Source organism: Pseudomonas sp. 8AS (genome assembly GCF_902506505.1).
Taxonomy (GTDB): Bacteria; Pseudomonadota; Gammaproteobacteria; order Pseudomonadales; family Pseudomonadaceae; genus Aquipseudomonas.
On record NZ_LR733406.1, the window covers coordinates 2,810,777 to 2,832,722 of the forward strand.

Sequence of the window (21,946 nt, forward strand, 5' to 3'; positions counted from 1 at the left end):
CTCGCAACGCCGCCGCGGATTCTTGCACGAACCAGGAGACTTGTGTGCAGCCGGCCTGCTCAGGCCGTAGCCCGTTGCGGTGCCGGATGGGGGTTGGGATGGAAGAACACGTGCTCGCGGATCGGCCCGACCGCCACTTCGCCGATCTCCTGGTAGCCCTGGCGCTTGTAGAACTCCAGGTAATGCGGGTTGCCGGTATCCAGCACCACGCCCTGGGAGCCGGCATCCTCGGCGCACCAGTTGTGCAACGCCGTGAGCAGCTGCTCGCCAAGGCTCTGGCCCTGGAATTCCGGATGCACGCCAAGCAGTGGCAGCACGTGGTAGGGCCCCGGCGGCAGGCAGGCGAGCACCGCATCGTGGTATTCCAGGTAGCGCCTGGTGCAGCGGAAACCGGTGGTCATCAGCATGCGCAGGCGCCAGCCCCAGCTCTCGGTGATGTCCAGGCGGCGCACCGGCGGCGCGATCAGGGCGATGCCGACCAGGCGCTCCTCGATCAGCAGGCCGATGGCCGGCAGCTCCTCGTTGAAATGCTGCTGTACCAGCTCGCGCACGGTGGCGCGCACGCGCTGGTCGAAACCGGGGCGCTCGCACTCGAACAGGTAGGCATAGGTCGGGTCGTGGCGGTAGGCGTGGTACAGCAGCGAACGGGCCTCGCGGCTGTAGCCATGGTCGAGCATGCGGACTTCGGCGGTGCGATGGGGCATCGGGCTGACCTCATTTGTTATAGATTTTGCGGGTCGAAAACCAAGGTAGCACCGTGCCGTGAGGCCCGCCAGACGCTGGCCGTCACCCGATGACTGGGCTAGCATCGCGTTTTAATTTTGCCGGTAGCTGCCCATGAAGATCGTTTCCTTCAATATCAACGGCCTGCGCGCCCGCCCCCATCAGCTGCAGGCCCTGATCGAGAAGCACCAGCCGGATGTGATCGGCCTGCAGGAAACCAAGGTCGCCGATGAGCAGTTCCCCGAGGCGGAGATCCGCCAGCTCGGCTACCACGTGCACTACCACGGGCAGAAGGGCCACTACGGCGTCGCCCTGCTCTCGCGCCAAGCGCCGCTGGAGCTGCACAAGGGCTTTCCGGGTGACGAGGAAGACGCCCAGCGGCGCTTCATCTACGGCACCTTCGCCGACGCCCAGGGCAACCCGGTGACGGTGATGAACGGCTACTTCCCCCAGGGCGAGAGCCGCGACCATGCCACCAAGTTCCCGGCCAAGCAGCGCTTCTATGCCGACCTGCAGCGCCTGCTGAACGACTCGTTCAAGCCCGAGCAGGCACTGGTGGTCATGGGTGACATCAACATCTCCCCGGAAGACTGCGACATCGGCATCGGCGAGCCGAACCGCCTGCGCTGGCTGAAGACCGGCAAGTGCAGCTTCCTGCCGGAGGAGCGCGAGTGGCTGGCCACCCTCAAGGGCTGGGGCCTGGTCGACAGCTTCCGCCAGCTCAACCCGGCGGTGAACGACCGCTTCAGCTGGTTCGACTACCGCAGCCGCGGTTTCGAGGACGAGCCCAAGCGCGGCCTGCGCATCGACGTGATCCTCGCCACCCAGGCGCTGCAGGCGCGCTTCAAGGACGCCGGCATCGACTACGAACTGCGCGGCATGGAAAAACCCTCGGACCACGCACCGATCTGGCTGGAACTGGAGTGAACCAAGGCCACCGGCGGGTGGCCATTGGTGATGCCTCGTAGGTTGGGTTGAGGCGCAGCGCGACGAAGCCCAACGATCCTGACCACCTGTTGGGCTTCGCTACGCTCAACACCAACCTACCCAAGCGGCCGCGGGGCTCTCCGGCAGACTGGCTGAAATGCCTGATCCAGAGCGGTCGCTGTAACCGGACTGCAATCTAACCGTCTTATTCTGCGCGGCACTTTCCCTCCCTCGAAGAAGGTCCCTGCTGCATGTCGCGCGCCCTGTCCGTTAGTGATCGGCAATCCTGGAGCCATGCCTACGCCTGGCTGCTGCTCGGTTTCATCTGCTACGCCCTGCCCTGGTCGGTGTTCGCCGCCACGCCGGAAAATGCCGGCACCGTGCTGCGCATCCAGGGTTCCAACACCATCGGCGCCAAGCTCGGCCCGGCCCTGGTGCAGGGCCTGTTCGAGCAGCAGGGGCTGCGCGAGATCCGCGTCGAACCCTCGGCAGTGGAAAACGAGCAGCAGGTGCTGGCCATCGATGGCAGCGGCCGGCAGATCGGCATCACGGTTGCCGCCCATGGTTCCGGCACCGGCTTCGTCGCCCTGCAGGACGGCAGCGCCGACCTGGCCGCCTCTTCGCGGCCGATCAAGGACGCCGAAGCGGCCAGCCTGGCCAATCTGGGCGACATGCGCAGCCTGGCGGCCGAACAGGTGATCGCCATCGACGGCCTGGCCATCATCCTGCACCCGAGCAACCCGCTGCAGGCGCTGAGCACCGCCCAGCTCGCCGCCATCTTCGCCGGCGAAATCAAGACCTGGGAGCAGCTCGGTGGCCGCGGCGGCGCCATCACCCTGTATGCCCGCGACGACAAGTCCGGCACCTTCGACACCTTCAAGGAGCTGGTCCTGGCGGCCAACGGCAAGACCCTGGCTGCCGGCGCCAAGCGTTTCGAGTCGAGCAACCAGCTGTCCGACGGCGTCAGCCAGGACCCCAGTGGCATCGGTTTCATCGGCCTGCCCTATATCCGCCAGAGCAAGGCGGTGGCCATCGCCGCCGGTGAGTCGCAGCCCATGCTGCCCGGCGCCACGCTGATCGCCACCGAGGACTACCCGCTGTCGCGTCGCCTGTTCCTCTACAGCGCGCCGCAGGCGGCCAACCCCTGGGCCAAGGCGCTGATCGAGTTCGCCCATAGCCCGCGCGGCCAGGCGATCGTCGAGCACAGCGGGTTCATCGCGCAGACGGTGCAGGCGGTCAAGGTCCAGGGCAGCCCGGCCATGCCGGAGGCTTACCGCAACCTGGCCGAGCAGGCCCAGCGCCTGTCGGTGAACTTCCGTTTCCAGGAAAACAGCGCCACCCTCGACAACAAGGCGCAACGCGACATCCAGCGCGTGCTGGATTTCCTCAAGGGCCAGGGCAAGCTGCAGCACAAGGTGGCGCTGGTCGGCTTCGGCGACCCGAAGAACGACCCGGCGCGCGCCGCCCTGCTGTCCAAGCTGCGCGCCATGGAAGTCCGTCGTGGCCTGGCCCGCGGCGGCGTGATCGTGCGCGACATCATCGGCCTCGGCGAGCAACTGCCGGTCGCGGCCAACTCCGCCGACGAAGGGCGGATCAAGAACCGCCGGGTCGAGGTGTGGGTGTACTGAGAACCTGTCTACGATCTGCTACGCGTCGGCTAAACGGCGTTGAACCTCGGCAAGCGGCTTGTCGCTAGCGCGCTTTAGCGCGACCCGAAGGGCGAGTGAAACGAGTCATGCTCATTTACCACTCGTAAACTCCGCTTCCTCGGCCGTTTTCGCCACCGTTTATCCCTAGCTCGCGAGATCGTAAACAGGCTCTGAGGTCGCCGTAAGAAACTGTAACGCCCGGGCATTTGCCGCGGGCCCGCTTGCACCCTAGCCTTTAGACAGTGACACCGGGCCCCTCTGGCGGTGAGTCTTCACCGTGATGTCGGAGTCACTGTCTTGCAGGCAGCGACGGGAGGGCCCCATGAACGACCTGCTGGCTTTTCTTGCCACCCCGCTACTGGGCACCGCCACCTGGCTGTGGCTGAGCTTCTTCGCCATCGTCTTCAGCCTGCTGGTGCTCGATCTCGGCGTGCTGCACCGCAACGAACATGAGATCGAGATGCGCGAGAGCCTGCTGCTGTACAGCGGCTACTTCAGCGTCGGCCTGCTGTTCGGCGTCTGGGTCTGGCACCAGCTGGGCGCGCAGAGTGCGCTGGAGTTCTACACCGGCCTGCTGGTCGAGCAGTCGCTGTCGATGGACAACGTGTTCGTCATGGCGATGATCTTCGGCTTCTTCGGCGTGCCGCGGCGCTACCAGCACCGGGTGCTGTTCTGGGGCATCCTCGGCGTGGTGGTGCTGCGGGCGCTGATGATCGGCCTGGGCACCGCGCTGGTGCAACAGTTCGACTGGGTGCTCTACCTGTTCGGCGCCTTTCTGCTGTTCACCGGGGTGAAGATGCTGTTCGCCCATCAGGAACATCACCCGGACCTGGCGCAGAACCCGCTGCTGCGTTTCCTGCGCCGGCATGTGCGGGTGACCGAGGAATTGCACGAGGGCCGCTTCTTCGTGCGCAAGCGGCCGGAGGGCGCCAGCCATCACCAGCTTTACGCCACGCCACTTTTTCTCGCCCTGCTGCTGATCGAGCTGGCCGACCTGGTGTTCGCCGTGGACAGCGTGCCGGCGGTATTCGCCATCACCCAGGACCCGTTCATCGTCTACACCTCGAACATCTTCGCCATTCTCGGCCTGCGCTCGCTGTATTTCGCCCTGGCGGCGCTGATGCACCGTTTCATCTACCTGAAATACGCCCTGGCGCTGGTGCTGATCTTCATCGGCGGGAAGATTTTCCTGCACGGCCTGATCGGCAAGATTCCCGCCCTGCTCTCCCTTGGCGTAACCTTTGGCCTGCTGGCGGGCGGCGTGCTGCTGTCTTTGCTGAAAACCCGCGACCGGCCAGAGAATCAGGAGAATGAACGCTGATGGCGGATGTACGCATCGAAACCCTGGAACACCAGGGCCGCCCGCTGTGGCGGGTACAGGTCGGGCGCCGTGCCCTGACCTTCCACGAGGAACTGGCGGCGCGTACCTTCGCCGCCCAGCTGCACCAGCGCCTGCGCTGGCTGAGCCAGCTCGCCGCCGGCGACGGCCAGGACGGCAATCCGCGCTAGCTAGCCCGCGGGCCGGCTAGCAACCGGCGAGGAAGGCGTCCAGCGGCAGCGGCATCTGCACGCCGTAGCCCTGCACATAGTCGATGCCCAGCGCCACCAGGCGTTCGCGGATACTCTGGGTCTCGACATACTCGGCAATGGTCTTGCGCCCCAGCACGTGGGCGATCTCGTTGATCGACTTGACCATGGCCAGATCGCTGGGCGAACGCTCGATCTCCTTGACGAAACTGCCGTCGATCTTCACGTAATCCACCGGCAGGCGCTTGAGGTACTCGTAGGACGAGAAGCCCGTGCCGAAATCGTCGATGGAGAAGGTGCAGCCGAAGCGCTGCAGGTAGCGCACCAGGTCGGCGGTCTTGGTCAGGTTGGCCACGGCGGCGGTTTCGGTCAGTTCGAAGCAGATCTTGTGCGCCGGCACCGGGTAGTCCTCGAACAGGGCCTCGATGAACTCGAGCATCTTGTCGTCATTCAGGCTGCTGCCGGACAGGTTGATCGATACCCCACTGCAGCGCGCCCAGATCCCCGGATACTGCGCCAGTTCGGTGAATACGCGCTTGAGTACCCAGCGATCGACCTTGGTCATGCGGTTGTAGCGCTCGGCGGCGCTGATGAAGTCCAGCAGCTTGAGTTCGTTCTCCATCACCAGCAGCACTTCATAATGCGGCAGTTGCGTATCGCTGGCGGCGGCTGGGGCGATCTGCTGCACGCGCAGGCTGAGTTCGCCGCGCTCGACTATGTCGTCCACCCGGCCGGCGATGGCCATCAGGCCCGTGCGGGCGCCATCGATCTCGTCGGTGTAGATGTGCGTGCGGTTGCGGCCGAATTCCTTGGCGGTATTGCAGGCGATCTGCAGGTCGCGGAACAGGTTGATGACATCGTGGCATTCACTGGTCAGCACGATGCCCAGGCTCATGGTCACCCCGTGCGAATGGCCCTGCCACTCCAGCGGGTTGGCCTCGATGGTGGCGCGCAGCTGCTCGGCCAGCTGCCTGGCGTGCGGCAGGTCGGCCTGCGGCACGACCACGGCGAAATCCACCCCGCCGACGCGGGCCAGGGTTGCCGCCGCGGGCAGCTGCTCGGCCAGCAGGCTGGCCGCCTGCTTGAGGTAGGTGTCGCCGGCCATGGGGCCGAAGCTGGAATTGAGCACGCTGAACTGGTCGATATGACCGTAGATGAAGGCGCAGGGCTCATTGCTGGCCAGGGCCTTCGCGGCCGTCGCCTCGAAGCTGCGTCGATTGAACAGGCCGGTCAGCTCATCGTGGCTGCGGGCATAGGCGATATCGCGGTACAGCTTGCCGACGATGTTCTCCAGATGATCCTGGATCAGCCCCTGGCCATCGGGCGCGGAACTGCCGATCCAGCCGGCGGCGAGCTGCTGGGTCAGCTCTTGGGCGGTGAAGCTGCCGGCTTCGCGCCCTTGCCGGTCGACCAGCACATAGTGATCGCTGGCCGCATTGGCCCAGACCAGCTGCAGATGCTGCCCGCGCTGCGTCACCAGCCAGTCGCCTTCGCCGAGCTGCTGCAGCCGTTCGCGCCAGCGCTGCAAGGCCGGGTCCGGGCTGTGCAGCGGTGCTTCGGGCGCCGGCTCGGCCTGCTCAACCAGTTCGACCGCCTGTTCGCCCGCCAGCTGCCGCTGCAGCTGCTTGAGCACTGGCGTATGCCGGTACTGGCCCGGCTGGAAGCTCTCCATGCGCTGGCGCAGCTGTTCCAGCAGCGGGGCCGATTCGCCGCCCCCGGCAGGCGCGCGCAGGCGGTCATTGAGCTGGCGGATCAGCGCCAGGTCATCCCGCCATTCGCTGCCGTCCTGGCCATGGCGGATCAGTTCATGCACCAGCAGGTCGCGCCACCCCGCCTCCAGCCAGTCGAGCAGCACCTGGGGCGCCTGCTCGCCGAACACCCCTGCCAGCTCGCGGCCCACCTGCTCCCGCGCCTGCTGCAAGGCATCGCGGCCACGGTTGTACTGGCGCACTCGCTCGGCGTTGTTGTGGTAGGCGCGCTGCTGCACGGCCAGCAGCTGTTCAAGCTCCTCGTGGCTGCGGCTGAACACCGTGCTGTCGCCCTGGTAATCCTCGACGATGCCCTCGATCAGCTGCTGTACGCGCTGCTCTAGGACGTGATTGGGCGGGTCGGAAAACTCGCAGAGACGGATCAGCTTGTCCAGGGTCGCCCGCACCGGGTGGGTGGCATCGGCAAAGGCGGCGGGTTCGAGCATCGCCGCCTGGGCCACGGGCGCCATCAGACGGCGCAGCGCCGGCTTGATCTCCGCAGCGATGCCCTGCTCCTGCTCGATGTGCTGGAACAACTCGGCCACCACCCCGGCGTCGTCGCGCTGGCGCGGTGACAGCACGGCCCCGGCGGCGCCCAGTTGGTGCAGAAAGTCCTCGGCCGACCAGCCTTGCGGCGGTGGGCTGAGGCCTTTGACCTGGGCCATCGCCTGTTGCAACAAGGCGCCATCCAGCGCCGGCACCGCCACCGCGGCGTTGGCCGGCGGCGATCCGGCCGCGCCGCTGCCCACCGCACGCAGCTGCTGGATGGCCTGGTAGGGCGCATCCGGCGCCTTGCTGGGCGCGCGCGCGCGCCGGCGCTCCTCGGCCGGGTGCACGGCCGGATCGATCCACGGTTCGATCTGGAATTCGCTGAAAACCGTATCCAGTTGCTTGAGGTAGGCGTGCAGCACGTGCCCCAGTTCCTTCGCCGCCACCGCGTAGAACAGCTCGCGCACCGCGGGCAACTGCTCGCGCAAATGCAGCTGCGTCTGCAGCTCGCGCACCATGAACTCCAGCGACAGTGGGCTCTCGCGGTCCTTGGCCGCCGCTCCGGTCAGCGTGTTCAGCCTGGCGCAGTTGCGCCACTCCATGGCGCCCAGGGACTCGCGCAGCTGGCGCACCAGGCGACGCGCCTCGAGCATTTCCTCCACTTCGGCATCATCGACCAGCTGCCACTCGCTTTCGTTGGTCGGCGCCACGCCCTGAGGCGTGATGCCTGCAGGCAGCAAGGCCAGGATGGCTTCGACGGTTTCCAGGATGGCGCGCTCGCGCAGCGCAGCGCACAGGCGCAGAAAATCCTCGCAGCCCTGGGCCTCGAAGTTGCTGCGTGCCGCCAGACGCTGTTCTTTCAACGCTCGAATAGAGGCATCGATCAAGGCCTCCAGGCAGGGTGCCAAATGCGTATTTACCGCTTGGCACAAAGCACCCATGACTGCAGTGCGCTGTTGCATCAACATACGCCCCCTACATCCTGTAATGACTCTGCTACTGCTCTACCACTATAGCCATCACTTGGGATTACGCAGGTGGCATTCGCCATCGCGCCGCCAGCAGAAACGCCAAGGCCCGCAGTCGCGGGCCTTGGCGTGTGCGGTCAGGGGCGGTCAGCGGCCGGCCTTCATCGCCTCGCGCGGCACGTACTTGCCGATCTCGAATTTGCCGATGGCCATGCGGTGCACTTCGTCCGGGCCGTCGGCCAGGCGCAGGGTGCGCTGCATGGCGTACCAGTAGGCCAGCGGGAAGTCGTTGGAGACGCCGGCGCCGCCGTGGATCTGGATGGCGCGGTCGATCACCTTGAGTGCGACGTTCGGCGCCACCACCTTGATCTGGGCGATTTCACTGGCGGCGACCTTGTTGCCCACGGTGTCCATCATATACGCCGCGTTGAGGGTCAGCAGACGCGCCATGTTGATTTCCATGCGCGAGTCGGCGATGTGATCGATGTTGCCGCCCAGGCGCGCCAGCGGCTTGCCGAAGGCGGTACGGCTGACGGCACGCTTGCACATCAGTTCCAGGGCACGCTCGGCCATGCCGATGGATCGCATGCAGTGGTGGATGCGGCCTGGGCCGAGGCGGCCCTGGGCGATCTCGAAGCCGCGGCCCTCGCCATAAATCACGTTTTCGTAGGGCACCCGCACGTTGTCGAACAGCACTTCGGCATGGCCATGCGGGGCGTCGTCGTAGCCGAATACCGGCAGCGGGCGCAGCATGGTCACCCCCGGCGCATCCATCGGCACCAGGATCATCGAGTGCTGCTGGTGGCGCGGCGCGTCCGGGTTGGTCAGGCCCATGAAGATCATCACCTTGCAGCGCGGGTCGCAGGCGCCGGAGGTCCACCACTTGCGGCCGTTGATCACCCACTCGTCACCGTCGCGACGGGCGTTGGCTTCCATGTTGGTGGCGTCCGAGGAGGCCACACCCGGCTCGGTCATGGCGAAGGCGGAGCGGATGCTGCCGTCCAGCAGCGGCTTGAGCCATTGCTCCTTCTGTGCCTCGCTGCCGTAGCGCACCAGCACTTCCATGTTGCCGGTATCCGGCGCGGCGCAGTTGAACGGCTCCGGGCCGATCAGCGAGCGGCCCATGATCTCGGCCAGCGGTGCGTATTCGGTGTTGGTCAGGCCGGCGCCCAGCTCGGAGTCCGGCAGGAACAGGTTCCACAGGCCTTCGGCCTTGGCCTTGGCCTTCAGCTCTTCCATGATCGCGGTGGGCTGCCAGCGATCGCCTTGGCTGACCTGCTGTTCGAACACGGCTTCGGCCGGATAGACATGGGCTTCCATGAACGCGGTGACACGTTCACGCAGTTCCTGGACTTTGGGGGAGTAGGCGAAATCCATGGGCAGCTACCTTTTGACGGTACGGGGCAAGGGTGTGGTTTCAATCTGCAAATGATGCTAGAACAGGGTCCTGGATTTATCTAACCTATTTTCATGGCTTATTAACATTCATCACCGATATATGATCCGGCGCCCTGGATCGGCATGACGAGAGCCTGCAATGAATCTGAACAAGGTCGACCTCAACCTGTTTATCGTCTTCGACGCCATCTACACCGAAGCCAACCTGACCCGCGCCGGGCAGATCGTCGGCATCACTCAGCCGGCGGTATCCAACGCCCTCGCCCGCCTGCGCGAAACCTTCAATGACCCGCTGTTCGTGCGCACCGCCCAGGGTATGGTGCCCACGCCCATGGCGCAGAACATCATCGGCCCGGTGCGCAACGCCCTGCAGCAGCTGCGCGTGTCGGTGCAGGAAAGCCGCACCTTTTCCCCGCAGCAGGCCAACAAGACCTACCGCATCAGCATGACCGACCTCACCGAGGCGGTGATCCTGCCGCCGCTGTTCCAGCGCCTGCGCCGCCTGGCGCCGAACGTGCAGATCGAGAGCTTCCTGTCCAAGCGCCGGGAAACCACCAAGGAGCTGGCCGCCGGCCGCCTCGACTTCGCCATCGATGCGCCGCTCAACACCGACCCGCAGGTGCGCCACGTCAAGCTGATGGAGGACCGCTACGTCTGCGCCCTGCGCCAGGGCCATCCGCTGGCCAAGGACAAGCTCAGCCTGGACGAATACCTGTCGCTGACCCATATCCAGATTTCCAGCCGCCGCAGCGGCCTCGGCTATGTCGACCTGTCGCTGGGCAAGATGGGCCTGCAGCGCAAGGTGGCGCTGCGCTCGCAGCATTACCTGATGGCCAGCACAGTGCTGCAGAACACCGACATGGCGATGACCGTACCCGAACGCTTCGCCCGCCGCCATGGCCTGCATTACGTGCAGCTGCCGGTCAATGATGTGCCGTCCCTGGAAACCCACCTGTACTGGCACGAAAGTACCGACCAGGACCCGGCCAACCGCTGGATGCGCGAGCAGATCATCGAACTGTGCCAGCAGGTGGTGGCGCTGGAAGCCAAGAGTTGAGCGGGCGCCGGGGCAACCCGGAAAGGCCGTAGGGCATTTCGCCGACCGTTGAGAAATCTTGGCGAGGCCGCGAGACAGGCGCTGCGACGAGTCGCAGGGCTACTTCGATCCGCGGCAAGGTCGCCTGGCGCCGCACTCTAATGACTGAATCGGCCACGCGGCCACGAGAGCCTGTTTTCGGCTCTTCGCGGAATATATTCGCCCCGTTGTAACGCCACCTGGTGGTCCACACTCTATGGTGTGTCGGGCCTGAGTGAGCCGTCCACGGCCGACGTCCCCAACCCACTTAAGGAGACACCAATGACCACTAAAGCTGCTATGACCGGCGCCGCCCTGGCCCTGGCCGCCGCCGGACTGTTCGCCAGCATCCCGACCCAGGTCATGGCCGAGGAAGCCCAGACGGTGCAGTGTTTCGGCGTCAACGCCTGCAAGGGCCAGAACGACTGCAAGACCGCGAAAAACGCCTGCAAGGGACAGGGCTCCTGCAAGGGGCAAGGCTTCAAGAACATGACCCTGGCCGAGTGCAACACCGCCGGCGGCAAAGTCGACAAAGGCGAGTAAGTGCATGCGGGGCGGCCGCAGTGAGGCCGCCCCGCCCTTTTCTGCGAAGGAGCCCGGCATGCCTTCAGCCATTCCCTGCCTCGGCTACGGCCTGGGGCTGCGCCCCCCCTACTACAGCGAGATACTCGAGCGGCACCCGGCGGTGGACTGGTTCGAGATCGTCTCGGAGAATTACCTGGTCGACGGTGGCAAGGCGCTGTATTACCTGGATGCCATCGGCGAGCGCTATCCGCTGGTGATGCATGGCGTGTCGCTGTCCATCGGCGGCCCCCATGCGCTGGATCGCGACTATCTGCAACGGCTCAGGCAACTGGCCGAACGGGTGCAGCCGGCATGGGTCTCCGACCACCTGTGCTGGAGCCGCGGCAGCGCCCATCAGCTGCACGACCTGCTGCCGCTACCTTACACCGAGGAAAGCCTGCAGCATGTGGCCGCCCGCGTACGCCAGGTGCAGGACGTACTGGAGCGGCCCCTGGTGCTGGAAAATGTCTCCAGTTACGTGCGCACCGCGAGCGCCGACTTCAGCGAGTGGCAGTTCCTCGCCGCCCTCAGCGAACTCAGCGGCTGCGAGCTGCTGCTGGACGTCAACAACGTCTATGTCAGCGCGCGCAACCACGACTTCGACCCCTGGACCTTCATCAGTTCGCTGCCGGTCAGCCGCATCCGCCAGCTGCACCTGGCCGGGCACAGCGATTGCGGCAGCTACCTGATCGACACCCACGATCAGCCGGTCAGCGATCCGGTCTGGCAGCTCTATCAGCGCACCCTGCAGCACCTCGGCCCGGTCGCCACCCTGCTGGAGCGCGACGATCACTTCCCGCCGCTGGACGAGCTGCTCGCCGAACTGGACCGGGCCCGCGCCCTGGCGGCCGTGGCCCTCGGCACGGAGGCCGCATGCGCCTGAACGACTGGCAACACGAACTCGAGAACTACCTGCTCGGCACCCAGCCGCAGCCCAACGCGGCGTTGCGCGACAGCCTGCTCGGCAGCCCCGCCCTGAGCGCCGAGGACGGCCTGGCCATCTATCACAACGCCTACCGGGCGCGCCTGTTGGAGGCCCTGCGCGAAGACTATCCGGCCCTGCTCCAGTGGCTCGGCGACGACCCGTTCGAGCGCCTGGCCCATGCCTATCTGCAGGCCCATCCCTCCCGCCATTTCAGCCTGCGCTGGCTGGGCGCGCAGCTGGCGGACTTCATCGACGCATACCTGGACGCTGCCCAGGGCGCCCCCTTGGCCGAACTGGCGCGCCTGGAATGGGCCTTCACCCTGGCCTTCGACGCCGCCGCCGGCGAACCGCTGACTCTGCAGTGCATGGCCGCGCTCCCGGCCGCGAACTGGCCCGGGCTGCAAGTACGCCTGCTGCCCAGCGTGCAGTGGCAGGTCTGCCGTTACAACAGTTTGGCGCTGTGGCGCGCGGCCAAGGCCGCGGACGAGCTGCCGGCCAGCACAGCACTGGAGCAGCCGCAGGTCTGCCTGGTCTGGCGCCAGGACCTGATCAGCCGCTACCGCAGCCTGGACCCGGCGGAAGCCGAGGCGTTGCACGGCATGAGCCAACAGGGCTGGAGTTTCGCCGAGCTGTGTGGCGAGCTGGCGACCCATGGCGACGCCGCGCCGCTGCAGGCCGCCACCTGGCTCAAACAGTGGATCGGCGAAGGCATCCTGCAGCGCCAGGCATGAGCCCCGCAGGGTAAATCATGCCGCGTCGTTGACCGGCCAGGCGGCCATCCTGCAGGCGGCCAGTGGCGCCAGTAACCAGCGGCGCACTGCCCGCCCCAACGGGCTGTAACAAACGCAGCCGTGCTTTCTCTAATGGCTGGTGAAGGCTGCGCCCCTGGTTGCCCAAGGGCGCGCCCGCCCTGACCAGCCCCCACTGGACGAGGCCCGAAGGCAAAAATCACAAGTTCCACATACCCCCAGCAAGGAGAAACACCATGAACACCACGATTTCCCGGAACACCCAGGCAGCCGCCCTGGCTCTGGCCCTGGGCACCGCCCTGAGCATTGCCGGTGCGCCGCTGAGCTCGACCAACGCCCAGGCCGCCGACGACGAGAAGTGCTTCGGCATAGCGCTCAAGGGCAAGAATGAATGTGCGGCGGGCCCCGGCACCACCTGCGCCGGGACCTCGAGGATCGACTACCAGGGCAACGCCTGGAAGCTGGTGCCCAAGGGGACTTGCGAAAAAACCGTCTCGCCAACTTCGCCGACCGGCTTCGGCCAACTCGCGGCCTACAAGGAAAAGGCCTGACCGGCCGTTCGGGAGCGCCGATGATGCAGCTCGACTCACCCCTTGGCGACGCTCCCGCGGGCGGCGCGCGCCTGCCCGCGCACGCCGGTCTGGGGCTCAAGCCCCAGCACTACCGGGAAATACTGGAAAACCCGGTCGACCTGGGTTTCTTCGAGGTTCATGCGGAAAACTACATGGTCGACGGCGGCCCCTTTCACCACTACCTCGGCCTGATCCGCCAACGCTACCCGCTGTCGCTGCACGGCGTGGGCCTTTCCATCGGCGCCGAAGGCCCCCTCGACGAGGCCCACCTGGCGCGCCTGGCCGGCCTGATCGAACGCTATAGCCCGCAGGCCTTTTCCGAGCACCTGGCCTGGTCCAGCCACGGTGATCTGTTTTTCAACGATCTGCTGCCGCTGGCCTACGACACCGCCACGCTGGCGCGCGTCTGCGAGCATATCGACCGGGTGCAGTCGCGCCTGCAACGGCAGATGTTGCTGGAGAACCCGGCGACCTACCTCGAATTCGCCTGCTCGAGCATGGATGAGCCGAGCTTCATCTCGGAGGTCGTGCGGCGCACCGGCTGCGGCCTGCTGCTGGACATCAACAACGCCTATGTGTCCAGCATCAATCACCAGCGCGATGCCGACGCCTATATCGCCGCCCTGCCCCTGGACGCGGTGGGTGAGATCCACCTCGCCGGCTTCGCCGAGGATCGCGACGGCGCTGGTGCCCGGCTGCTGATCGATAGCCATGGCGCCGCGGTGGATGATGCGGTGTGGGCGCTCTATGTGCGGGTGCTGCAACGGATCGGCCCGACCCCGACGCTGATCGAGCGCGACAACCAGGTGCCGGCCTTCGCGGTGCTGCTCGCCGAGGCGGAGCAAGCCGAACGCCTGCTCGCCAGCCAGCGCCCGCCACTGCAGCAGGCCCGGGCATGAACAGCCAGCAGCGCTTCGCCGCCGCGCTGCTCGACCCCGACGCACCCTGCCCGCCCGGCTTGAAAGCCTGGAACGGCTGCGACCCGAGCAAGCGCTTCGCGGTCTATCGCAACAATGTGATCCATTCGCTGATCGACGCCCTGGGCGAAACCTATCCGGTGGTCCGGGAGCTGGTCGGCGAGGCATTCTTTGCCGCCATGGCGCGGGTCTACATGCATGCCGCGCCGCCCCGTTCGCCGGTCCTCGCCCAGTATGGCGAGGACTTCGCGGCCTTCCTCGGAGGCTTCGAACCGGCCGCCGGCCTGCCCTATCTGGCCGATGTGGCGCGCCTCGAAGCGCTGCGGGTGCGCGCCTACCACGCCGCCGACGCGCCCGTGCTGGAGGCCCGGGAGCTGGCCGCGGTGCTGGCCAGGCCCGAGTGCCTGGGCCCCCTGCTGTTTCAGCTGCAGCCCGCGCTGGGCCTGCTCAGCTCGCCTTTTGCCGTGGTCTCGTTGTGGGCCGCCCATCAGGGTGTGCTGGCGATCGAGGCCGTCGATCCATGGCAGCCGGAACACGCCCTGGTACTGCGCAATGCTCTGGAGGTCGAGGTCATCCGCGTGCCGGCGGGCGGCGCCCGCTTCATCCACTGCCTGCAGCAAGGCGTGCCGCTGGGTGACGCGGCCGCCCAGGCGCAAGACACCGAGCCGAGCTTCGACCTGAGCGCCCAGTTGGCGCTGCTGATCCGCAACGGGGCCATCGCCCGGCTGCACCCCCTCCCTCCCCCCCAAGGCCAACCGCTATGAACTCGCCCGCACCGTTCGCCCAGCGCAGTTTTCCCGTTCGTCTGCTCGGACGCATCATCGATCTGCTCGACCTGATCCCCCATAGCCTGCTGGCCTTTCTCGGCCGCTTCTCCATCGCCGCGGTGTTCTGGAAGTCCGGGCAGACCAAGGTCGAGGGCCTGACCATCGACCTGGTTTCCGCAACCTTCGAATTTGGCTGGCCGCGGCTGGCCGACTCGGCCATTGCGCTGTTCACCCATGAATATCGGGTGCCCTTGCTGCCGCCTGAGCTGGCGGCTTACCTCGCCGCCTTCAGCGAGCACCTGTTCCCGGTGCTGCTGCTGATCGGTCTGGCCACGCGCTTCTCGGCGCTGGCCCTGTTCGGCATGACCCTGACGATCCAGCTGTTCGTCTATCCGGATGCCTACCCCACCCATGGCGTCTGGGCCACCGTGCTGCTCTACCTGGTGGCCAAAGGGCCCGGTGCCCTGGCCGTCGATCGGTTGATCGCCAGGCACTGCGGCTACCGCGGTCACTGAGCCGTTCAGCGAACGAAAGTCGCGCCCAGCCACTGCCCGGACGAGAGTCGTGATGCATGCTTGACGTTAACGTCAAGCATGCTTTACGTTAACGTCAAGGTAATAGCCCGAGCGCCCCATGAGCAGCATCACCTACAGCATTTCCGACCTGGCCCGCGAGCTGGACATCACCACCCGTGCCATCCGCTTCTACGAGGAGCAAGGCATGCTCGCCCCCGAGCGGCGTGGCCAGGAGCGGGTCTATACGGCCAAGGACAAGGTCACCCTCAAGTTGATCCTGCGCGGCAAGCGCATCGGCTTCTCCCTGGCCGAGTGCAAGGAACTGATCGAGCTGTATGACCCGGCCGGCGGCAATCGCAAGCAGCTGGAAACCTTCATGGCCAAGATCAGCGCCCGCCGCGAGCAACTCGCCCAGCAGCTACTGGACATCCAACAGATGCAACTGGAGCTGGATACCGCCGAGGAGCGCTGCCATCTGGCCATGGCAGAAACCATAAAAAATCAAAGTGTTACTTCCTGAACCTAATCTAACAATTACAGGTGGAACCATGAGCTACCCGACCCTCAACTTCGCTCTCGGCGAGACCATCGACATGCTGTGCGACGCGGTGCACCAGTTCGCCCAGGCCGAGCTGGCCCCGCGGGCGGCGCAGATCGATCGCGACAACGCGTTTCCCATGGACATGTGGCGCAAGTTCGGCGACATGGGCCTGCTCGGCATGACAGTCGAAGAGGAATACGGCGGCACCAACATGGGCTACCTGGCCCACGTGGTGGCCATGGAGGAGATCAGCCGCGCCTCGGCCTCGGTCGGCCTGTCCTATGGCGCTCACTCCAACCTGTGCCTGAACCAGATCCGCAAGAACGGCACCCACGAGCAGAAGGCCAAGTACCTGCCCAAGCTCTGCTCCGGCGAACACGTTGGCGCCCTGGCCATGAGCGAGCCAAATGCCGGCTCCGACGTGGTGTCGATGAAGCTGCGCGCCGACAAGCGCGGCGACCGCTACATCCTCAACGGCAACAAGATGTGGATTACCAACGGCCCGGACGCCAACACCTACGTGATCTACGCCAAGACCGACGTCAACGCCGGCTCGCGCGGCATGACCGCCTTCATCGTCGAGCGCGACTACAAGGGCTTCTCCCGCCACCAGAAGCTGGACAAGCTGGGCATGCGCGGCTCCAACACCTGCGAGCTGGTGTTCGAGGACTGCGAGGTACCGGAGGAGAACATCCTCGGCGGCGAAGGCCGTGGCGTGGCCGTGCTGATGAGCGGCCTAGACTACGAGCGCACCGTGCTCTCCGGCGGCCCGACCGGGATCATGAGCGCCTGCATGGACGTGGTGCTGCCCTACGTGCACGAGCGCCAGCAGTTCAAGCAGTCGATCGGCGAGTTCCAGCTGGTGCAGGGCAAGCTGGCCGACATGTACGCCGGCATGAACGCCTCCAAGTCCTACCTGTACACCGTGGCCAAGGCCTGCGACCGCGGCGAGGAATCGCGCAAGGACGCCGCCGCAGTGATTCTCTACACCGCCGAGATGGCCACCAAGATGGCCCTCGACACCATCCAGCTGCTCGGTGGCAACGGCTACACCAACGACTACCCGGCCGGCCGCCTGCTGCGCGACGCCAAGCTCTACGAGATCGGCGCCGGCACCAGCGAAATCCGCCGCATGCTGATCGGCCGCGAGCTGTACAACGAAACCAAGTAAGGCGTGGTTGACTGATGGTTCCCACGCTCCCGCGTGGGAACCTCCGAGCAGGACGCTCCGCGTCCGCACTAGCAGACGCAGAGCGTCAAAGGCTTCACTCCCACGCAGAGCGTGGGAGCGATCAGAACACAGTGGAGCGCCCTCAATGGCCATCCTGCATACCCAGATCAACACCCGTTCGCCGGAGTTCGCCGCCAACCAGGCAGCCATGCTCGCCCAGGTCAGCGACCTGCGCGCCCTGCTCGCCCGCGTCCACGAAGGCGGCGGCGCCAAGGCCCAGCAACGCCACACCTCCCGCGGCAAGCTGCTGCCGCGCGAGCGCATCAATCGCCTGCTGGACATCGGCTCGCCCTTCCTCGAAGTCGGCCAGCTGGCCGCCCATGAGGTCTACGGCGAGGACGTGCCGGCCGCCGGCGTGGTCGCCGGTATCGGCCGGGTCGAAGGCGTCGAGTGCATGATCATCGCCAACGACGCCACGGTAAAAGGCGGCAGCTACTACCCGCTGACCGTGAAGAAGCACCTGCGCGCGCAGACCATCGCCCAGCAGAACCGCCTGCCGTGCATCTATCTGGTCGACTCCGGTGGCGCCAACCTGCCGCGCCAGGACGAAGTGTTCCCCGACCGCGAGCACTTCGGGCGGATCTTCTTCAACCAGGCCAATATGAGCGCCATGGGGATTCCCCAAATTGCAGTCGTGATGGGCTCCTGCACCGCCGGCGGCGCCTATGTGCCGGCGATGAGCGACGAGACCATCATGGTGCGCAACCAGGCCACCATCTTCCTGGCCGGCCCGCCGCTGGTGAAGGCCGCCACCGGCGAAGTGGTGACCGCCGAGGAACTGGGCGGCGCCGATGTGCACTGCAAGACGTCCGGCGTGGCCGACCATTACGCCGAGGACGATGAGCACGCCCTGGCCATCGCCCGCCGCAGCATCGCCAACCTCAACTGGCGCAAGCAGGGCGTACTAAACAGCCGTGCGCCGATCCAGTCGTTGTACGCTGGCGAGGAGCTGTACGGGGTGATCCCGGCAGATGCCAAGCAGCCCTTCGATGTCCGCGAAGTGATCGCCCGTATCGTCGACGGCAGCCAGTTCGATGAGTTCAAGGCGCTGTTCGGCACCACCCTGGTGTGCGGCTTCGCCCATGTCCACGGCTACCCGGTGGCGATCCTGGCCAACAACGGCATCCTGTTCGCCGAGGCCGCGCAGAAAGGCGCGCACTTCATCGAACTGGCCTGCCAGCGCGGCATCCCGCTGCTGTTCCTGCAGAACATCACCGGCTTTATGGTCGGGAAAAAATATGAAGAGGGCGGCATCGCCAAGCATGGCGCCAAGCTGGTCACCGCCGTGGCCTGCGCCAGGGTGCCAAAGTTCACCGTGATCATCGGCGGCAGCTTCGGCGCCGGTAACTACGGCATGTGCGGCCGCGCCTTTGAGCCGCGTTTTTTGTGGATGTGGCCCAACGCGCGCATCGGCGTGATGGGCGCCGAGCAGGCCGCCGGCGTGCTGGTGCAGGTCAAGCGCGAACAGAACGAGCGTGCCGGCCAGCCGTTCAGCGCCGAGGAAGAGGCGCGCATCAAGCAGCCGATCCTCGCCCAGTATGAGCAGCAGGGCCACCCCTACTACTCCAGCGCCCGGCTGTGGGATGACGGCGTCATCGACCCGGCGCAGACCCGCGACGTGCTCGGCCTGGCGCTGTCCGCCAGCCTCAATGCGCCCATCGAGCCGACCACCTTCGGCGTGTTCCGCATGTGAGCAGCATCGACCGTAGGGTGCGCCATGCGCACCATCACCTCGGACTCTGGTGCGCACAGCGCACCCTACAGGAACGGCCATGACCGACTTCACCACCGTACAGCTGGAACTAGACCCGCGCGGCTTCGCCACCCTGTGGCTGAACCGCCCGGAGAAGAACAACGCCTTCAACGCCGAGATGATCCGCGAGCTGATCCTTGCCCTCGAAGTCGTGGCCAGCAACCAGAGCCTGCGCTTCCTGCTGCTGCGCGGGCGCGGCAAGCACTTCTCCGCCGGTGCCGACCTGGCCTGGATGCAGGCCTCGGCCCGGCTCGACTACAACGCCAACCTGAGTGATGCCCGCGAGCTGGCCGAGCTGATGTACAACCTCAACGGCCTGAAGATCCCCACCCTGGCCGTGGTCCAGGGTGCGGCCTTCGGCGGCGCCGTGGGCCTGGTCAGTTGCTGCGACATGGCCATCGGCGCCGAAGATGCGTTGTTCTCCCTCTCCGAAGTGCGCATCGGCCTGGCCCCGGCGGTGATCAGCCCGTTCGTGGTCCAGGCCCTGGGCGAGCGCGCCGCGCGCCGCTACGCACTGACCGCCGAACGCTTCTCCGGCAACCGCGCCCGTGAACTGGGCCTGCTGGCCGAGGCCTACCCGGCCGCCGAGCTGGACGCCCAGGTGCAAGGCTGGGTAAGCAACCTACTGCTCAACAGCCCGCAGGCCATGCAGGTGAGCAAGGACCTGCTGCGCGAAGTCGCCAGCGGCGTGCTCAGCCCCGCCCTGCGTACTTACACCGAGAACGCCATCGCGCGCATCCGCGTCAGCGCCGAAGGCCAGGAAGGCTTGAATGCCTTCCTGGAGAAACGCACGCCCGCCTGGCAGGAGCAATAAGCATGATGATTCCACCCCTGCACGCCCTGCTCGGCAATCCGCTGGATAAAGGTTCAAACCTCCGGCAGGAGCCGCAAGCATGAGCCACAAGCACATCGACACCCTGCTGGTGGCCAATCGTGGCGAAATCGCCTGCCGGGTGATGCGCACCGCCAAGGCACTGGGCCTGAAGACCGTGGCCGTGCACAGCGCCATCGACTGCAATGCCAGCCATGTGCGCGAGGCCGATAGCGCGGTGAACCTCGGCGGCGCCAAGCCGGCCGACAGCTACCTGCTGATCGACAAGATCATCGCCGCGGCCCAGGCCACGGGCGCCCAGGCCATCCACCCGGGCTATGGTTTTCTCTCGGAGAACGCCGGTTTCGCCCGCGCCATCGAGGCAGCCGGCCTGGTGTTCCTCGGCCCGCCCGCCGCCGCCATCGATGCCATGGGCAGCAAGTCGGCGGCCAAGGCGCTGATGGAGGCTGCCGGCGTGCCGCTGGTGCCCGGCTACCACGGTGAGGCCCAAGACCTGGCGACCTTCCGCGGCGCCGCCGACACCATCGGCTACCCGGTGCTGCTCAAGGCCGCTGCCGGCGGCGGCGGCAAGGGCATGAAGGTGGTCGAGTGCGAAGCCGAGCTGGCCGAGGCCCTGCAGTCGGCCCAGCGCGAGGCCCAGTCGGCCTTTGGCGACTCGCGCATGCTGGTGGAAAAATACGTGCTGCAGCCGCGCCACGTGGAGATCCAGGTATTCGCCGACAGCCACGGCAACTGCCTGTACCTCAACGAGCGCGACTGCTCGATCCAGCGCCGCCACCAGAAGGTGATCGAGGAAGCCCCCGCCCCGGGCTTGAGCCCCGAGCTGCGCCGCGCCATGGGCGAGGCGGCGGTCAAGGCCACCCAGGCCATCGGCTATGTCGGCGCCGGCACCGTGGAGTTCCTGCTGGATGCCCGTGGCCAGTTCTTCTTCATGGAGATGAATACCCGCCTGCAGGTGGAACACCCGGTCACCGAAGCCATCACCGGCCTCGACCTGGTGGCCTGGCAGATCCGCGTGGCCCGTGGCGAGGCGCTGCCGATCAGCCAGGAACAGGTGCCGCTCAATGGCCATGCCATCGAGGTGCGCCTGTACGCCGAGGACACCGATAACGACTTCCTGCCCGCCTCCGGCGACCTCAAGCTGTATCGCGAGCCGGCCGCAGGCCCAGGCCGCCGGGTGGACAGCGGTGTGGCCGAGGGCGACAGCGTGTCGCCCTTCTACGACCCCATGCTGGCCAAGCTGATCGCCTGGGGCGAGGACCGCGAGCAGGCCCGCCTGCGCCTGCTGGCCATGCTGGCGGAAACCGCGGTCGGCGGCTTCAAGACCAACCTGGCCTTCCTCCGACGCGTGCTGGCCCACCCGGCCTTTGCCGGCGCCGAACTGGATACCGGCTTTATCGGCCGACACCAGGACGCCCTGTTGCCGGCCGCCGGCGAACTGCCCGAGCGTTTCTGGCAACTGGCAGCCGCCGCCTGGGTGCAGAGCGAGCCGCTGTGCCCGCGCCACGACGACTATCATTCGCCATGGAGCGCCCGCAACGGCTGGCGCGCCGGCCTGCCGGCGGAAACCGAACTGCACCTGTGCAGCGGCGAGCATGAGCGCAAGGCGCGCCCCTGCGCCAACGCGCAGCTGCAAGGCCAGGCCCTGGTGTACCAGGAGGGCGAGCTGCAGCGCCGCCTGCCGGCCATCCGCCAGGGCGACACCCTGTACCTGGAGTGGCACGGCGAGCTGCATCCGGTCAGCCGCTTCGACCCGATTGCCGCCGCCGAAGCCAGCCACAGCCACCAGGGTGGCCTGGCCGCCCCCATGAACGGCAGCATCGTCCGCGTGCTGGTCGAAGTCGGCCAGCACGTCGAGGCCGGTACCGCCCTGGTGGTGCTGGAGGCGATGAAGATGGAGCACAGCATCCGCGCGCCGCAGGCCGGCACGGTCAAGGCGCTGTATTGCGGCGAAGGCGACATGGTCAGCGAAGGTGCAGTGCTGGTGGAGCTGGACGACGCTTGATTGCAACAGTCGGTGCGCCGTGCGCACCATGGGCCCCAAGCCATCCCCATCAATTCGGTAATGAAGAACGA

20 protein-coding genes are annotated in these 21,946 nt (G+C 66.4%); 17 read left to right on the forward strand and 3 right to left on the reverse strand.

Going from position 1 to position 21,946, the window contains the following annotated elements; translation table 11 throughout:
* Window positions 1-59: 59 nt before the first annotated feature.
* Window positions 60-704: a GNAT family N-acetyltransferase gene (locus tag GV001_RS13025; protein WP_160080473.1), complete on the reverse strand. Its 645-nt coding sequence runs from the start codon at window positions 702-704 to the stop codon at window positions 60-62.
* 133 nt (window positions 705-837) lie between these two features.
* On the opposite strand from GV001_RS13025, the gene xthA reads away from it, so the two are divergent.
* The 4 genes from xthA to GV001_RS13045 all read left to right on the forward strand — a co-directional run bounded on the left by xthA (window position 838) and on the right by GV001_RS13045 (window position 4,808).
* Entirely contained in the window at window positions 838-1,650 is an 813-nt protein-coding gene (xthA, locus tag GV001_RS13030) for an exodeoxyribonuclease III (RefSeq protein WP_160080475.1), read from the forward strand.
* Window positions 1,651-1,901: 251 nt separating this feature from the next.
* Window positions 1,902-3,278 carry a substrate-binding domain-containing protein gene (locus GV001_RS13035; RefSeq protein ID WP_160080477.1) on the forward strand — a complete coding sequence of 459 codons (1,377 nt, stop codon included), beginning with the start codon at window positions 1,902-1,904 and terminating at the stop codon, window positions 3,276-3,278.
* A 343-nt stretch (window positions 3,279-3,621) separates the two neighbouring features.
* Entirely contained in the window at window positions 3,622-4,620 is a 999-nt protein-coding gene (locus tag GV001_RS13040) for a TerC family protein (RefSeq protein WP_160080486.1), read from the forward strand.
* Window positions 4,620-4,808, forward strand: a complete 189-nt coding sequence (locus GV001_RS13045) for a hypothetical protein (protein WP_160080488.1) — start codon at window positions 4,620-4,622, stop codon at window positions 4,806-4,808. The genes GV001_RS13040 and GV001_RS13045 overlap by 1 nt, the downstream gene beginning before the upstream one ends.
* Window positions 4,809-4,824: 16 nt before the next feature.
* On the opposite strand, the gene GV001_RS13050 is transcribed toward GV001_RS13045, so the two are convergent.
* Both GV001_RS13050 and GV001_RS13055 read right to left on the reverse strand, forming a co-directional pair.
* Window positions 4,825-8,031, reverse strand: coding sequence for a DUF1631 family protein (locus GV001_RS13050; protein WP_160080490.1), 3,207 nt, complete (start codon window positions 8,029-8,031; stop codon window positions 4,825-4,827).
* A gap of 147 nt (window positions 8,032-8,178) precedes the next feature.
* On the reverse strand, window positions 8,179-9,408 hold the full coding sequence (locus GV001_RS13055; protein ID WP_160080492.1) for an acyl-CoA dehydrogenase: 1,230 nt from the start codon (window positions 9,406-9,408) through the stop codon (window positions 8,179-8,181).
* 160 nt (window positions 9,409-9,568) lie between these two features.
* On the opposite strand from GV001_RS13055, the gene GV001_RS13060 reads away from it, so the two are divergent.
* The 13 genes from GV001_RS13060 to GV001_RS13120 all read left to right on the forward strand — a co-directional run bounded on the left by GV001_RS13060 (window position 9,569) and on the right by GV001_RS13120 (window position 21,875).
* Window positions 9,569-10,486 (forward strand): LysR family transcriptional regulator, encoded by a 918-nt coding sequence (locus GV001_RS13060; protein WP_160080494.1) that lies wholly within the window; start codon window positions 9,569-9,571, stop codon window positions 10,484-10,486.
* A 300-nt stretch (window positions 10,487-10,786) separates the two neighbouring features.
* Window positions 10,787-11,047, forward strand: coding sequence for a hypothetical protein (locus tag GV001_RS13065; RefSeq protein ID WP_160080496.1), 261 nt, complete (start codon window positions 10,787-10,789; stop codon window positions 11,045-11,047).
* A 58-nt stretch (window positions 11,048-11,105) separates the two neighbouring features.
* On the forward strand, window positions 11,106-11,951 hold the full coding sequence (locus GV001_RS13070; protein WP_160080498.1) for a DUF692 domain-containing protein: 846 nt from the start codon (window positions 11,106-11,108) through the stop codon (window positions 11,949-11,951).
* Window positions 11,942-12,724 carry a DNA-binding domain-containing protein gene (locus GV001_RS13075; protein ID WP_160080500.1) on the forward strand — a complete coding sequence of 261 codons (783 nt, stop codon included), beginning with the start codon at window positions 11,942-11,944 and terminating at the stop codon, window positions 12,722-12,724. Before GV001_RS13070 ends, GV001_RS13075 begins: the two co-directional genes overlap by 10 nt.
* A 254-nt stretch (window positions 12,725-12,978) precedes the next feature.
* On the forward strand, window positions 12,979-13,293 hold the full coding sequence (locus tag GV001_RS13080) for a DUF2282 domain-containing protein (protein WP_160080502.1): 315 nt from the start codon (window positions 12,979-12,981) through the stop codon (window positions 13,291-13,293).
* Window positions 13,294-13,316: 23 nt separating this feature from the next.
* Window positions 13,317-14,213: a DUF692 domain-containing protein gene (locus GV001_RS13085; RefSeq protein ID WP_178091862.1), complete on the forward strand. Its 897-nt coding sequence runs from the start codon at window positions 13,317-13,319 to the stop codon at window positions 14,211-14,213.
* Window positions 14,210-14,995, forward strand: a complete 786-nt coding sequence (locus tag GV001_RS13090) for a DUF2063 domain-containing protein (RefSeq protein ID WP_160080506.1) — start codon at window positions 14,210-14,212, stop codon at window positions 14,993-14,995. Before GV001_RS13085 ends, GV001_RS13090 begins: the two co-directional genes overlap by 4 nt.
* A complete protein-coding gene (locus GV001_RS13095; RefSeq protein WP_160080508.1) occupies window positions 14,992-15,513 on the forward strand; it encodes a DoxX family protein in 522 nt (173 codons plus the stop codon). Before GV001_RS13090 ends, GV001_RS13095 begins: the two co-directional genes overlap by 4 nt.
* Before the next feature lie 118 nt (window positions 15,514-15,631).
* On the forward strand, window positions 15,632-16,033 hold the full coding sequence (locus tag GV001_RS13100) for a MerR family DNA-binding transcriptional regulator (RefSeq protein ID WP_160080510.1): 402 nt from the start codon (window positions 15,632-15,634) through the stop codon (window positions 16,031-16,033).
* A 28-nt stretch (window positions 16,034-16,061) separates the two neighbouring features.
* On the forward strand, window positions 16,062-17,225 hold the full coding sequence (locus GV001_RS13105) for an isovaleryl-CoA dehydrogenase (RefSeq protein ID WP_160080512.1): 1,164 nt from the start codon (window positions 16,062-16,064) through the stop codon (window positions 17,223-17,225).
* A 145-nt stretch (window positions 17,226-17,370) separates the two neighbouring features.
* Window positions 17,371-18,978, forward strand: coding sequence for a carboxyl transferase domain-containing protein (locus tag GV001_RS13110; RefSeq protein ID WP_160080514.1), 1,608 nt, complete (start codon window positions 17,371-17,373; stop codon window positions 18,976-18,978).
* Window positions 18,979-19,057: 79 nt separating this feature from the next.
* Entirely contained in the window at window positions 19,058-19,852 is a 795-nt protein-coding gene (locus GV001_RS13115) for a gamma-carboxygeranoyl-CoA hydratase (protein ID WP_160080516.1), read from the forward strand.
* Window positions 19,853-19,931: 79 nt separating this feature from the next.
* Window positions 19,932-21,875, forward strand: coding sequence for an acetyl/propionyl/methylcrotonyl-CoA carboxylase subunit alpha (locus GV001_RS13120; protein WP_160080518.1), 1,944 nt, complete (start codon window positions 19,932-19,934; stop codon window positions 21,873-21,875).
* Window positions 21,876-21,946: the final 71 nt, after the last annotated feature.